Here is a 15,120-nt window from a genome sequence, read left to right on the forward strand (position 1 = left end):
AGGAGCCCACCAATGGCCGACACCGACGAGCTGCGCCGCTATCTGAAGAAGACCGCGAAAGAGCTCTACGAGACCAAACAGCACCTGCGCGACCTCACCGATCGGACGCGGGAGCCCATCGCGATCGTCGGGATGGCCTGCCGGTACCCCGGCGGCGTCCGGTCCGCCGAGGACCTGTGGCGCGTCGCCGCCGAGGGCGTGGACGCCGTCGGCGGGTATCCCTCCGACCGTGGCTGGGATCTGGAGCGGTTGTTCGATCCCGATCCGGACGTCCCGGGGACGGTCTACACGCGAGAGGGCGGCTTCCTCGACAACGTCGCGGATTTCGACGCAGGCTTCTTCGGCATCAGCCCGCGCGAGGCCGCCGCGATGGACCCACAGCAGCGCCTGATGCTCGAGGCGGCCTGGGAGGCCCTGGAAGACGCCGGCATCGACCCGCTGTCGCTGCGCGGTAGCGACACCGGCGTGTTCGCCGGGGTGGCCCACCAGAACTACGGGCCCCGGGTCGGCTCCCCGGATATCACGGCCGAGACGGAAGGCCATGCCTATCTGGGTGTGTCCAGTAGTGTGCTGTCGGGCCGGATCGCCTACACCCTCGGGCTGGAGGGACCGGCCGTCTCGATCGACACGGCATGCTCGTCCTCGCTGGTCGCCCTGCATCTCGCGTGCCGGGCGCTGCGCAACGGCGACGCCACCCTCGCCTTGGCGGGCGGTGTCACCGTGATGTCGGATCCGTCGCTGCTCATCGCGTTCGCGCGGCAGCGCGCCCTCTCACCCGACGGCCGGTGCCGGGCATTCGCGGCGGCGGCCGACGGGACCGGTTTCTCCGAGGGACTCGGCGTGCTGGTGCTCGAACGGCTCTCCGACGCGCGGCGGCTCGGGCACACCGTCCTGGCGGTCGTCCGCGGCAGCGCGATCAACCAGGACGGCGCGAGCAACGGGCTGACCGCGCCGAACGGCCGGTCGCAGGAAGCGGTGATCGGGCAGGCGCTGCGCGACGCGGGCCTGACGCCCGCCGACGTCGACGTGGTGGAAGCCCACGGTACGGGCACGATGCTGGGCGATCCGATCGAGGCCAGGGCCCTGATCGCCGCCTACGGCTCCCGGGAGCCCGAGGCGCCCTTGCGGCTGGGATCGCTGAAATCCAATATCGGTCACACCTCGGCCGCGGCGGGCGTCGGGGGCGTGATCAAGATGGTGCAGGCCATGCGGCACGAGATGCTGCCGAAGACCTTGCACATCGACGCGCCCACTCCCCACGTGGACTGGTCGGCGGGCACCGTGCGGCTGCTGCGGGACAGCGAACCGTGGCCCACCGGCGACAGGGTCCGGCGCGCGGGCGTGTCGTCGTTCGGTGCCAGCGGTACCAACGCCCACGTCGTCCTCGAGGAAGCACCCGCCGACCCGGCCGCCGCCGAAACGGCCTCCGAGCCGGCTCCCACCGCACCCGCCGGAGCGGAACATGCCTCGCCGCACGCGATTCCGTTGCTGTTGTCGGCGGGTTCCGGCGCCGCACTGCGGGCACAGGCCGACCGCTTGCGGCACTGGATGACCGACGCCCCGGAGGCGGATCCGCGGGATATCGCGCATTCGCTGCTCACCTCCCGTGCCCGGCTGGAGTGGCGCGGCGCGGTCGTCGGTCGCGACAGGGAGGACCTCCTGGCCGGTTTGGCGGCCCTCGCCGAGGGCCGTTCCACGCCGGGCGTGGTCGAGGGCCGCGCGCGCTCGGGACGCACGGCGTTCCTGTTCACCGGTCAGGGCGCGCAGCGCACCGGAATGGGGCGGGAACTGTGCGCGGCGTTCCCGGTATTCGCGGCGGAACTGGACCGGGTGTGCGCCGCATTCGATCCGCTGCTCGGACGTTCGCTGAAGGACCTGATCCATACCGAGGCGCCGGACGGCGACAGCGCGCCGGGACCGCTGGATCGGACCGAGTTCACCCAGCCCGCGCTGTTCGCCTTCGAGGTTGCGCTGTACCGGCTCGTCGAATCCTTCGGTCTGACACCGGATGTGCTGCTCGGCCATTCCATCGGTGAACTCGCGGCGGCTTATGTCGCCGGAGTGTGGTCGCTGTCGGACGCGTGTGCGCTGGTGGCGGCACGCGGCCGGCTGATGGGCGCACTGCCCGCGGGCGGCGCGATGCTGGCCGTGGCGGTGCCCGAAGCGGAGGCGTCGGCCGCGCTGGACGGATACCACGGCCGGGTCTCCGTGGCCGCGGTGAACGGGCCGTCGTCGGTGGTGCTGTCCGGTGACGCCGACGCTGTCGCCGAGGTCGAGCGGTTCTTCGGCGACCGAGGTCACCGGACGAACCGGCTGCGCGTCAGCCACGCCTTCCATTCAGCGCGGATGGAACCGATGCTGTCGGAGTTCCGGGCCGTGGCTTCCGGCGTCACCTACCGGCGGCCGACGATCCCGCTCGTCTCGAATGTCTCGGGCGCGCCGGCAGGCGACGAGCTGACCGACCCCGAGTACTGGGTCCGTCAGGTCCGGGCGGCGGTGCGGTTCGCGCCGGGAGTGCGGGCGCTGGCCGCGGGCGGGGTGGTGCGCTTCCTCGAGGTCGGTCCCGACGCGGTGCTGGCCGCCATGACCCGGGAATGTCTCGCCGGACAACCCGATATCGAGGCCCGCTGCACAGTGGTCGCCGCTGCGCGGCGTGGCGCGGACGAGGTCGGGCAGTTCACCACTTTCCTGGCCACAGCAGCCGCCGCGGGCGCCGAAGTGGATTGGCGCCCGCTGTTCACCGACCGCCAACAGCGCCGACTGGCGTTGCCCAGCTACGCCTTCCAGCGTCAGCGGTACTGGCTGCCGCCGACCGACGGGATCGGCGATGTGAGCCGTGCCGGTCTGACCGCGATGGACCACCCGTTGCTCGGCGCGGCGCTGGCCCTGGCCGGGACGGACGAGTGGCTGTTCACCGGCCGTCTGTCCACGGCGTCGCAGCCGTGGCTGGCCGACCACACGGTGTTCGGCACGGTGCTGTTGCCGGGCGCCGCGTTCGTGGAGTTCGCGTTGGCGGTCGGTGCGCGACTGGACGCCGTGACGGTCGAAGAACTTGTCCTGGAGGCGCCGCTGCGGCTGGACGAGGGCATCGACGTCGATCTCCAGATCAGTGTCGAATCACCCGACGACGGGGGGCGCAGGCGTTTCGTCATCGCCTCGCGGACGGTCGGTGACCGGACCGCCGGATCCACACACGCCCGCGGTGTGCTCGCGCCCGCCACGGGAGACGCGACGGCGTCCGGCGGTACGGACGGATCGGCCCCCGACGAGGACGCGACGACCGGAGACGCGCTGTACGCTCAACTGGCCGCACGCGGCCTCGACTACGGACCCGCGTTCCAGGGCGTGCGCCGGTTCTGGCGCCGCGACGACGCCGTCCTGGCCGAAGTGCGCCTCGGCGAATCGACTTCGGACGCCTCGCGTTTCGGTGTGCACCCCGCACTGCTGGATGCCGCACTGCACGCCGCTGTCGACGTTCTGGCCGCCGATTCGCCCGCGCACCACGCGCCGCTGCCGTTCTCCTTCACCGGCGTGCGGTTGTATCGCGGTGGCGTCAGCGGGGCGCGGGCGCTGATCCGGCCGGTGGGCGCGGACGGTGTGCGGATCGAGTTGCGCGACGATATGGACGCGTTGCTACTCACGATCGACGCGTTGCAGGCGCGGCCGGTCGACGGCGACGCGGTGCGCGACACACGCTCGGCCGCACCCCACGGTCTCTACGACGTGCAATGGGTCGCGGTGGCCTCCGGTGCGCCGTCTCGCGGGTTGCGACTGGCCGCGGTCGGTGGACCAGCGCAATCCGCTTACGACGAACACCACTCGGATATGGCCGCGCTGGCATCGGCCGCCGGGACCGACAAGGCGAACGCCCGGCATGCCGACGCGGTGGTGTGGTTCGCCGAGCCCGGCGCCGAGCACACCGATGGCGACGAGGCCGAGCAGGTGCGCCGCAGCGTGAACACCGCGCTGGCGACGGTGCAGTCCTGGTTGCGCCTGCCCGACTCCGGCGACACCCGGCTGGTCGTGGTGACCCGCAACGGCGCCGGACGACACGGCGAGGACCCGGACCTGGCGGCCGCGGCGACCTCGGGGCTGCTGCGCAGCGCCCAATCGGAGCATCCCGGCCGGATCGTCCTGGTGGACGCCGAGCGCGACGCGGTGATCGGGCCCGAGCTGATCGCGGCGGCCCTAGCAGCCGACGAGCCGCAGCTGGCGGCACGCGGGGGCGAACTGCTCGCGCCCCGGCTCACCCGGCGCGGCGAGGTGACCGCCGCGCCCGTCACCCTGGGCTCGGGCGCGGTGCTGATCACCGGCGGCACCGGCGGATTGGGCGCCCTGGTGGCCCGGTACCTGGCCGCGACGCATGGTGTGCGGGACCTGGTGTTGGTGTCACGCCGTGGCGAGCGGGCCGACGGTGTGGGCGAACTGGTGTCCGAACTGACCGGACTCGGTGCACGGCCGCGGGTGCTGGCCTGCGACGTCGCCGACCGTGCCGCGGTGCGTGCACTGCTCGGCCGGTTGGCCGATGGTCCGGAGCTGACCGCCGTGGTCCACGCCGCTGGCGTCTTGGACGACGCGACGCTGCACGCCCTCACCCCCGACCGGATCGAGCGGGTCTTCGCGCCGAAGGTCGACGCCGCCCTCCACTTGGACGAACTCACCCGCGACAGGAACCTGTCGGCGTTCGTTCTGTTCTCCTCGATCGCCGCGGTTGTGGGCTCCGCGGGCCAGGGCAACTACGCCGCCGCCAACTCGGTGCTGGACGCGCTGGCCCGGCGCCGCGTCGCGGCGGGCCTGCCCGCGGTCTCGGTGGCCTGGGGCCCGTGGAACCAGAACGGCGGGATGACCGCCGACCTGGGCCGCGCCGGTCTGGAACGCCTGTCGCGCATGGGTTTCCGGCCGCTGACCGAGTCCGACGGGCTCGCGCTGTTCGACCGTGCCATCGGCGCGGACACGCCGTTGGTCGCGGCCGTGGACTTCGACACCGCGGCATTGTCCGCGCAGGCGCGCGCAGGTCTGCTGCCGCCGCCGTTGCGCTCACTGGTGGCGGTGCCGCGCCGCGCCGACGGGGGCGGCGGCGATCTGGCGGAGCGGCTCTCCTCGGCGCCGCCGGAGCGGCACGACGAGATCGTGCTGGAATTCGTGCGCGGGCAGGTCGCCGAGGTATTGGGTCACGCCACGGGCGATCTGATCGAGGCCGACAAACCGTTCAGCGAACTCGGATTCGACTCGCTGGGCGCGGTGGACCTGCGCAACCGCCTCACCAAGGCCACGGGTCTGCGTCTTCCGTCGACCCTCGCCTTCGACCACCCGACCTCGGCCGCCGTCGCTCGGCTGCTGCGTTCCCGGATCGAGGGCGCCGGGCCGGGAGTCCGCCGGACGCGGCAGCGCACGCGAGCCGACGAACCGATCGCGATCGTCGGCATGGCCTGCCGGTACCCCGGCGGAGTCACGTCTGCGGACGAGCTCTGGGATCTGGTGGCCTCGGGGACGGACGCCATCGGTGAGTTTCCGGCCGATCGCGGCTGGGATCTGGATCGCTTGATCCATCCGGATCCCGAGCATTCGGGAACCTCCTATGTCAACGAGGGCGGGTTCTTGACGGACGCGGCCGAATTCGACGCCGGATTCTTCGGAATCGGCCCGCGGGAGGCGAACGCGATGGACCCGCAGCAGCGTTTGCTGCTGGAGGTGTCGTGGGAAGCGCTGGAGCACGCGGGTATCGATCCGATGTCGCTGCGGGGCACCGACACCGGCGTCTACACGGGAGTGATGTATCAGGACTACGAGGTATTGACCCGCAAGGCCGGGCCCGAGGCCGAAGGCTACGTGGGCACCGGCTCGGCCGCGAGTGTCGTCTCGGGGCGCATCGCCTATTCGCTGGGCCTGGAAGGCCCCGCGATGACGGTGGATACGGCGTGCTCGTCCTCGCTGGTGGCGCTGCACGTGGCATGCCGCGCGCTGCGGCAGGGGGAGAGTTCGCTCGCCCTGGTGGGCGGCGCGACGGTGATGGCCACGCCCACGGTGTTCGTGGAATTCTCCCGCCAGCGCGGACTGGCCGCGGACGGGCGGTGCAAGTCGTTCTCGGCCGCCGCCGACGGGGTGGCCTGGGCGGAGGGCGTGGCTGTCCTGGTGGTCGAACGGCTCTCGGACGCACAGCGACTCGGCCACAATGTGCTCGCGGTGGTGCGCGGCAGCGCGGTGAACCAGGACGGCGCCAGCAACGGACTCACCGCGCCGAACGGCCCGTCGCAGGAGCGCGTGATCGCGGCGGCGCTGGCCGATGCCGGGCTCGGCCCGTCGGACGTGGATGCCGTGGAAGCCCACGGGACCGGAACGACCTTGGGCGACCCGATCGAGGCGCAGGCATTGCTCGCCACCTACGGACAGGGCCGTCCGGAAGACCCACTGCGGGTAGGATCGCTCAAATCCAATGTCGGCCATACCCAGGCGGCGGCCGGTGTCGGCGGCGTGATCAAGATGGTGCAGGCCCTGCGCCACGAGGTGCTGCCGAGAACTCTGCACGTGGACGAGCTCTCCCCGCACGTGGACTGGTCGGCCGGATCGGTTCGGGTGCTGACCGACGCCGAGCCGTGGAGCGCCGGCAGCCGGGTCCGGCGCGCGGGCGTGTCGTCGTTCGGCATCAGCGGCACGAACGCGCATGTGATCCTCGAGGAAGCGCCTCCGTCCGCGCGCGACGAGCGTACGGCGGCGGACACCGATCCGGTGGTGGACGGCGCGGTGCCGCTCGTGGTGTCCGCGAAAACGTCCGAAGCGCTGCGCGGTCAGGCCGAACGCTTGCGTGCCTGGCTGATCGGTGCGCCGGAGATCGACTCGCGGGAGGTGGCGCGTGCGCTGCTCGACTCGCGCGCTCTCCTGGATCGCCGCGGTGTGGTGGTCGGACGCGACCGGGAGGAACTGCTCGCCGGGCTGGCCGCGCTGGCGGCGGGCGCGACGTCGCCGCATACGGTCCAGGCACAGGCGGTGCCGGGTGCCACGGCCTTCCTGTTCACCGGCGGCGGCGCGCAGCGCGTCGGCATGGGTGCGGACCTGTACCGGGCGTTCCCGGTCTTCGCGACCGCGCTGGACGAAGTCTGCGCGCAGTTCGATCGGCATCTGGGTGGTTCGCTGCGGGAGGTGATGTTCACCGACGCGGCCGGGGTGCTGGACCGGATGGACTGGATGCAGCCCGCGCTGTTCGCGTTCGAGGTGGCGATGTTCCGGCTGCTGGAGTCGTACGGTCTTGTGCCGGATGTGCTGGCGGGTCATTCGCTGGGCGAGCTCGTCGCGGCGTATGTGTCCGGGGTCTGGTCGCTCGCCGACGCCTGTGTCCTGGTGGCGGCGCGGGGACGGTTGATGGGAGCAGCGCCCGCCGGTGGGGCGATGCTGGCGGCCGCGGTGTCGGAGACGGAAGCTCAGGAACTGCTGACCGGTCTCGGCGACCGGCTCGCCGTCGGGGCGGTCAACGGGCCGGAGTCGGTGGTGTTCTCGGGGTACGCGGACGCCGTCGGCGAGATGCAGCGGCGGCTGACCGAGGCGGGACGCAAGAACACCCTGTTGCGGATCTCGCACGCGTCCCATTCGATGCTGATGGAGCCCGTGCTGGCGGAATTCCGCACGGTGGCCGAGGGGTTGACCTATCGCAAGCCCACCGTGCCGATCGTGTCGAACGTGTCCGGCGCGCAGGCCGGTGACGAGGTGTGCGATCCGGGCTACTGGGTGGCGCAGGTGCGTAGCTGTGTGCGTTTCGCTCCCGGAGTGGGCAGTCTCCTCGACGCTGGGGCGCGCCGTTTCATCGAGGTCGGGCCGGACGCCGCGCTCACCGCGATGACCGGGGAATGCCTGGCCCAGCGCCCGGAACTGGCGGCGAAGTCGCTGGTGGCGGCGTCGTCGCGGCGGTCGGTGGACGAGGTGACCCAGTTCGTCACCCTCCTCGCCCAGTCCTACGTGGCAGGCATACCGGTGCGCCTGCGGTCGCTGCTGCCCGCGGGAGAAGCACGGGTGACGCTGCCGACGTACGCGTTCCAGCGCCGCCGCTACTGGGTGCAGCCCGCGCCCGAGCCCGTCGCGGGTTCCTTCGGGCATCCACTGCTGACCAGCGCGGTGCCGCTGGCCGGGAAGGACGAATGGTTGTTCACCGGCCGGTGCTCCACGCGTACCCAGCCGTGGATCGGCGACCACGCGGTGTTCGGCTCGGTGTTGCTGCCCGGGACGGCCTTCGCGGAAATGGCCCTGGCGGCGGGCGCGCATCTGGACGCCGGGATGGTCGAGGAACTGTTGTTGCAAGCTCCCCTCCTGCTCACCGCGGGCCTCGAGGTCGATGTGCAGCTGAGTGTCGGTGGGCGGGACGAGGAAGGTCGGCGTGGTTTCGCCATCCACTCCCGCCCGGCGGACCGGGACGCGGCCGGAGCGGACGCGTGGGTGCAGCACGCGAGCGGGATCTTGACCACGGCCGACGACGAACTCGCGCCGGACTGGGGCGAGCGGGTATGGCCGCCTTCCGATGCCGAGCCGTCGGACGGATCGCTCTACGACCGGCTGGCCGAACGTGGCTTCGACTACGGTCCCGCGTTCCAGGGCGTGACCGCGCTGTGGTCGCGCGGCGAGCAGACCTTCGCCGAGGTCTCCCTCGACGACTCGGTCACCGTCGCGGCGGCCCCGTTCGGTATCCACCCGGCACTGCTGGACGCGTGCCTGCACGCGGCCCTCGGCGATCTGATCGCCGACCTGCCCGCCGGGCAGGTGCCGTTGCCCTTCTCCTTCGCCGGTGTGCGGTTGTGGCGATCGGGATCCGCCGCCGTGCGCGTCCGGGTCGTGCGCGATGCCGCAGGACAGATCGCGATCGACCTCGCCGACGAGACCGGCTCGCTCGTGGCGCGCGTCGGGGCGGTCTCCGCCCGTCCGATAGCGGCCGACGTCTTGGGCCCCGGGACCGCGGCGCGTCGTGCGGCGCCCCTGCACCTGCGCTGGACGCGCGCGGAACTCCCCGCGCTGCAGGCGGTGCCCGACGGCGTGGCGACGATGGGGCGGACGCGAGTACCTGGCGTCGACCGCCACTACGCCGATGCGACCGAAGTCGCTGCGGCCGAACGGATTCCGGATGTGGTCGTGTGGTCGCCCGACGACGGAACCACGGGCCCGGTGGAGCCGGAGGTGGTGCGGCAGGCGACCCGCACCGCATGGGAGTTGGTGAAGTCCTGGCTGTCGAGCGAGCGGCTGGCGGACACTCGCCTCGTGGTGGCGACCCGACGGGCGACCGGCCTGCACGGCGAACCGATCGATCTGGCGGCCGCGGCGGTGACCGGCCTGGTCCGCAGCGCGCAGTCGGAACAACCGGGCCGCATCGTGCTCCTGGACCATGACGAGGACCTGGACGGGAAGACGGTGCTCGGCGTGATCGAATCCGGGCACGCACAAGTGGCGGTCCGCAGGGGAGAACTTCACCTTCCGCGCCTTGCCTCTGCCGACCTGCCCGAGACATCCGACGGCACCGCCTTCTTCGGTGACGGAACGGTGCTGATCACCGGCGGGACCAGTGGATTGGGCGCGGTGATCGCCCGGCACCTGGTCACCGCGCACGGCGTCCGGCATCTGCTGCTGGTGTCGCGCCGCGGCGCGTCCGCCGACGGGGCCGCGGAACTGGTCGCCGAACTGGAAGGGCTGGGTGCGCGCACCGGGGTCGCCGCGTGTGACGTGACCGATCGCGCCGGTCTGGCCGCCGTACTGGAGTCGATCGGGGATGAGCACCCGCTGACCGCGGTGATCCATTCCGCGGGCTTGATCGACGACGCCACCGTCGAGACGCTCACCGAACGACAGCTCGATCGGGTGCTCGCGCCCAAGGTCGACGGCGCACTGCACCTGCACGAGCTCACCCGGGGCCAGGATCTGGCCGCGTTCGTCGTGTTCTCCTCCGCCGCGGCGATTCTCGGATCGCCCGGACAGGGCAACTACGCGGCCGCGAACGCGTTCCTCGACGGCCTCGCGCACGCCCGCCGCGCGCAGGGGGTGCCCGCCCTGTCGATCGCCTGGGGGCTGTGGAACCAGGGCACGGGCATGGCCGCCGAGATGGACCGTGCCACGCTGGCGCGGTTGCAGCGGATGGGTCTGCGGATCCTCGGTGACGCCGACGGGACGGCGTTGTTCGACGCGGCGCTCGCCATGGACGCGGCCGTGGTCGCCTGCGTGGAATTCGACCAGCCCGCCCTGGCGGCGCAGGCACGTGCCGGACTCCTGCCCGAGGTGCTGAACGGCCTGATTCCCAGCCGGGCGCGGCGGGTCGCGGCCACGCGCGCGTCCGGCGGTCTGCTGGCCGACCGGCTCGCAGCGGCTCCGGAGAACGACCGCGGCGCGCTGGTGCTCGGATTCGTCCGCGAGCACGCCGCGGCGGTACTGGGATACCAGTCCGCGGCCGCCATCGATCCCGAAATTCCCTTCACCGAGATGGGTTTCGATTCACTGGGCGGCGTCGAGCTGCGGAACCGGCTGTCGGAGGGCACGGGTACGCGTCTGCCATCGACGCTGGTGTTCAACTACCCGACGGTGAGCGCGGTGGCGAAATTGCTGCTTTCGCAGTGGGAGGCGACCGCGACCACCTCGGCGATCGACGACCAGATCGCCGCGCTCGCCGCGTTGTTCGCGACCCTGCCGTCCGCGGAGGACAAGGCCAGGCTGGCCGAACGGATCCGCGCGGCGCTGAACGACGCCGTGGACGAGTCCGAACCCGAGCCGGAACCCGCCGGTGCGCAGGGCCGCGACGCCGTCGAGGCGGCCGTCACCGCGGACGAATTGTTCGCTCTCATCGACCAACAGATCTCCGGAAAGTAGAGGAAACCTCATGACACACAACGACGTGCCGACGATCGCGGTAACCGATGGCGTGCGCTCGCTGCACCTGGAGTGGGGCGATCCCGGCATCGCGGTGCTGGGCATGATCCAGCTCTCGCGCGACGAACTGGTCGAGCGCATCCGCACCGGCGCCCTGCCGCTGCCGCCGCTGGCCAAACTGCTCAACATCGAGGTCGTCGACGCCGAGCCGGGTCGGATGACCTTGAGCCTCACACCCGACGAGCGGCATGTGAACTTCCTCGGCGTGGTCGGCGGCGGCGTCGTCGGCACGGTGCTCGACGTCGCGATGTGGGGCGCCGTGCAGCTGTCGGTGGACGACAAATCCATGCTCACGACCGTGAGCATGACCTCCAATCTGGTACGCGGAGTCTCGCACAACCAGGGTGCGTTGCGGGCGGTAGCGGAGGCGGTGCACGTAGGCCGTACCACGGCCACCGCCGAGAGCCGCCTCGTCGACGCCCACGGCAAGATCTACGCGACAGCCACCGCGACATTCGTGCGGATGGGCGGCGGAAACGGTTGACCGTGGGCCCGGGGACGGAGTCCTCGGGCCCACGATAGATGTGCAGGTCAGGTGCTGATCTGCACATCGGTCCCGATCTCTGTGTCACCATCGGGCAAACCGTGGTGACGGTGCCGTCGCGGCGCAGCGGGGCGGTCCACTCGCTGCTGTCCCAGCCGCTCGTCTTCGCGGCCGGGATGACTGACCCGCGGCTGTCCCGGATCAGAGCTCCGCGGCGAGCTGGGTACCCTGCTGGATGGCGCGTTCGGCGTCGAGTTCCTTCGCCTCGTCGGCGCCGCCGATGAGATGCACCCGGACACCCCGGGATTCGAGCTGGTCCTTCAGGTCCCGGACCGATTCCTGGCCCGTGCACACCACCACGTTGTCGACTTCGATCACCCGGCCGCCCTGACGTCGCGGGCCGAAGCTGAGGTGCAGCCCGCGATCGTCGATCCGCTCGTAGTTGACTCCGCCGATCTGCTCGACACCGCGCGCCTCGAGCGCGGCGCGGTGGATCCAGCCGGTCGTCTTCCCCAGAGTCAGTCCGAAGGGGCCCGACTTGCGTTGCAGGAGGGTCACTTCCCGGATGGCCCTGGCGGGCCTACGAGCGCGAAGCTGGCCGGGAGCGTGGATGTCGTCGGTGACACCCCACTCGTCGCGCCATTGGTCGAGCGTGAGCGCGGTGTGGTGGTTCGCGGTGAGGAATTCGCTGACATCGAAACCGATTCCGCCCGCGCCGATGACGGCCACCCGGTTGCCGACGGGCCTCTCCTTCCGGATCAATTCCGGATAGGACAGCACCATGGGGTGATCGATGCCGACGATGTCGGGAACGCGGGGGCGCACGCCGGTCGCCAGCACCACCTCGTCCCAGCCGCCCGCGGCGAGCTGCTCGGCGGTGGCGCGGACGTCGAGATGCACGGTGACGCCGGTGAGTTCGAGCTTTCGGCGGTAGTACCGGATCGTCTCGTCGAACTCCTCCTTGCCGGGGATGCGGCGGGCGAGGTCGAACTGGCCACCGATCCGGCTCTCGGCTTCGAAGAGCTCCACCTGGTGTCCACGCTCGGCCAGGCCGATCGCGGCCGACAACCCGGCCGGACCGGCGCCGACGACGGCGACGCGTTTGGCCCGCTTGGTGGGCAGCAGTTGCAGCAACGTCTCATGGCAGGCGCGGGGATTCACCAGGCAGGACACGGTTTGCCGGGTGAAGGTGTGGTCCAGGCAGGCTTGGTTGCAGGCGATGCAGGTGTTGATCTCGTCCACGCGCGACCCGGCGGCCTTGTCGACCCAATCCGGGTCGGCCAGCAGCGGGCGGGCCAGGGAGATCAGGTCCGCGTCGCCGCGCGCCAGGATGTCCTCGGCGAGCTCGGGCATGTTGATCCGGTTCGACGCACACACCGGGATCGTGATGTGCTTCTTCAGCGCCGCGGTGTATCCGACGAACGCGGCCCGCGGCACCGAGGTGACGATCGTCGGTACCCGCGATTCGTGCCAGCCGATATCGGTGTTGATGACATCGACCCCGGCGGTTTCCAGCTCCTTCGCCAGGTCGATGATCTCGACGAAGGTCTGTCCCTCCTCGACGAATTCGGCCAGCGACATCCGGAACATGATGAGTAGGTCCTCGCCGACGGCGTCCCTGGTCCGGGTGGCGACCTCGACCGGGAAACGCCGCCGGTTCGCCGCCGATCCGCCCCAGCGATCGGTCCGGGTGTTGGTGCGCGGCGCGAGGAATTGGTTGATCAGGAAGCCTTCGCCGCCCATGATCTCCACGCCGTCGTACCCGGCCAGCTGCGCCAATCGCGCGCAGCGCACGTGGTCGGCGATCGTAGTCTCGATCTCCTGCTCGGTGAACGCCCGCGGCTCGAACGCGGTGAGCGGCGACGCCACCGCCGAGGGCGCCAGATTGGTGGGAATGTTCGAATCGCGTCCACCGTGCAGGATCTGCAACGCGATCTTGCCGCCCGCCTCGTGGACCGCCTCGGTGATCACCCGGTGCCGCTCGGCGTCGGTCTCGTCGAGCATCGCGCACGCGAACGGCCAGAGCCATCCCTCGCGACTAGGGGAGTAACCACCGGTGACGATCAACCCCACTCCGCCGCGTGCGCGTTCGGCGAAGAACGCGGCCAGCCGGTCGATGTGCCAGGGCCGGTCTTCCAGGCCAGTGTGCATGGAGCCCATGACGACTCGGTTGCGGAGCCTGACCCTCCCCACTTCGATCGGCGACAGCAAATGAGGAAAGGTGGAGCTCATGGGATGAACCTAACGGCAGTGACGTGCCTCCGCAATCGCTGGGCGTTTACCCGATGTCCCCCCGGTCGGGCAGCCACCGCATCACCGAATACTGCGTGCTGGCCTACCAAGCCGTCCGGCTCCTGACCGCGCGTGGTCGTCGCGCTATCCGTCGCTACAACCGCATGCTCGAATGGCGCCTCGCCCAACTGCCGGTCGACCCCGCACCAGCGCCATAACCTGACCGGCCCAGCGTATCGGGGGCTGTGGATTGTGGCCCACCCCCGGTGCATGAGACCGGCCGGCGTCAGAGTCGGTGTTTGCCCTGGTGGGCTGGAATGGCCTCCACAGGACCTCGCGTGGCACCGTGGGTTCTGGCGCGGATAACGCGTGTAGGTGGTCCCGGCCGATTCGCGCCACAACAGTGTGATGACGCCCCTTCGGGGTATACGCAACAGAGGAACTCGATGAACCTGCTCGGGTGTCATCGTTTCCGGCGGACCATCAGGAGGTTCTCATGCTCGCCATTGCCGCCGCCGTCGCATTCGGTCTCGCGCTGATTCTCGATCTGGGGGATTCGACACTCGGTGAGTCCATTACCGACGGCACCCTGGTCACCGTCGGACTCTTGTTGATCGCTCTGCACCTCGCGGGAGTCGGCACCGGCGCGCGCGTAGGTACCGGGGGGCGCTCCTGGAACTGGCGGCGGCGCGTCCGCCGCTGAGCCGCCGCTGGTCGGCTCGACCGGTCGGGCGGCGACATGGGCTTCGCGTGTGCTATAGGCTGCCGAGCGACCAGACGCTTGCCGCTACGGGCATCAGGCGGGCTATGCGCTGAGGGTTGTACCGGTCGCGGCGGTCGGTGCTGTCGACGCGTGCTGGTCCGCGTTTGAAAGGTCCGCAGTGCGGTGGCCGATGCCTTTCGACGAATGCCTCTGGGGTGTCGCGGACCCCGTCGATGTTCCCCTGTAGTTCATCAGCCGAGGAGAGCGCACGGCGGAAGCGGTGGACCAGGAGTTGTTTCCTGCAAGCGCAACCGGTGTTCCGTTGTGGTAGCGCAGGATCGGGGTGGCTTTGCCGGCGCAACGGTGTCTGAGGTTGCCGAGCCGGCGGCTCATCAGGGGTGGTGAGGTGGGCTGGTGACGGTGCTGAGGAACAGCTCGGCGGCGATCTGCTGGTTGGTATGCCGGACGCGGCCAGGTTGGCTATCTGCCGTTCGTCAGCGCGCGTGCGGGCACCCCCGATCCGATCGGTCACGGCGCAGGCATCTCCCAGGGTATTGCGACCTCGCGGGACTGTCTGCGATCACGGCCCACCGATGGCCGACGGCTCGGTTGCCGAAGAGAGGGTGGGTGTTGTCGCCGGTCAGCTATCCCGCAGCTCGCCCCCGAGCCGGTGCCAGGGGCTGCCCCAACCGGCATTGAGGGTTCATGTCGGACACCAGCAGCGGTGAAATCGCCCGGCGCTCGCCAGATCATGGAACTCAGGAGCAGCCGAACGGTTTATAAGCACCTGGAGCCGACCTACGAATTGCCCACT

At 70.7% G+C, this 15,120-nt stretch carries 4 protein-coding genes; 3 read left to right on the top strand and 1 reads right to left on the bottom strand.

Annotation, left to right across the window (positions count from 1 at the left end):
- Positions 1–12 precede the first annotated feature (12 nt).
- Together ACZ6DL_RS32390 and ACZ6DL_RS32395 are read left to right on the top strand one after the other, a co-directional pair.
- Positions 13–10,827, top strand: coding sequence for an SDR family NAD(P)-dependent oxidoreductase (locus ACZ6DL_RS32390; RefSeq protein ID WP_466056810.1), 10,815 nt, complete (start codon positions 13–15; stop codon positions 10,825–10,827).
- A 10-nt stretch (positions 10,828–10,837) separates the two neighbouring features.
- On the top strand, positions 10,838–11,371 hold the full coding sequence (locus ACZ6DL_RS32395) for a PaaI family thioesterase (RefSeq protein WP_466056812.1): 534 nt from the start codon (positions 10,838–10,840) through the stop codon (positions 11,369–11,371).
- A gap of 201 nt (positions 11,372–11,572) precedes the next feature.
- Here the strand turns inward: ACZ6DL_RS32395 and ACZ6DL_RS32400 are convergent, their stop codons facing one another.
- Entirely contained in the window at positions 11,573–13,603 is a 2,031-nt protein-coding gene (locus ACZ6DL_RS32400) for an FAD-dependent oxidoreductase (RefSeq protein WP_466056814.1), read from the bottom strand.
- 496 nt (positions 13,604–14,099) lie between these two features.
- Here ACZ6DL_RS32400 and ACZ6DL_RS32405 point away from each other — a divergent pair, with 496 nt between their 5' ends.
- A complete protein-coding gene (locus ACZ6DL_RS32405) occupies positions 14,100–14,306 on the top strand; it encodes a hypothetical protein (protein WP_466056816.1) in 207 nt (68 codons plus the stop codon).
- The last annotated feature ends 814 nt before the right edge of the window (positions 14,307–15,120 follow it).

The sequence above is a fragment of the Nocardia sp. NPDC041819 genome (assembly GCF_055590505.1).

Bases quoted from the DNA above. Each gene is read 5' to 3' on its own strand.
- ACZ6DL_RS32390 (WP_466056810.1), top strand. From the start codon at position 13: ATGGCCGACACCGACGAGCTGCGCCGCTATCTGAAGAAGACCGCGAAA.
- ACZ6DL_RS32395 (WP_466056812.1), top strand. From the start codon at position 10,838: ATGACACACAACGACGTGCCGACGATCGCGGTAACCGATGGCGTGCGC.
- ACZ6DL_RS32400 (WP_466056814.1), bottom strand. From the start codon at position 13,603: ATGAGCTCCACCTTTCCTCATTTGCTGTCGCCGATCGAAGTGGGGAGG.
- ACZ6DL_RS32405 (WP_466056816.1), top strand. From the start codon at position 14,100: ATGCTCGCCATTGCCGCCGCCGTCGCATTCGGTCTCGCGCTGATTCTC.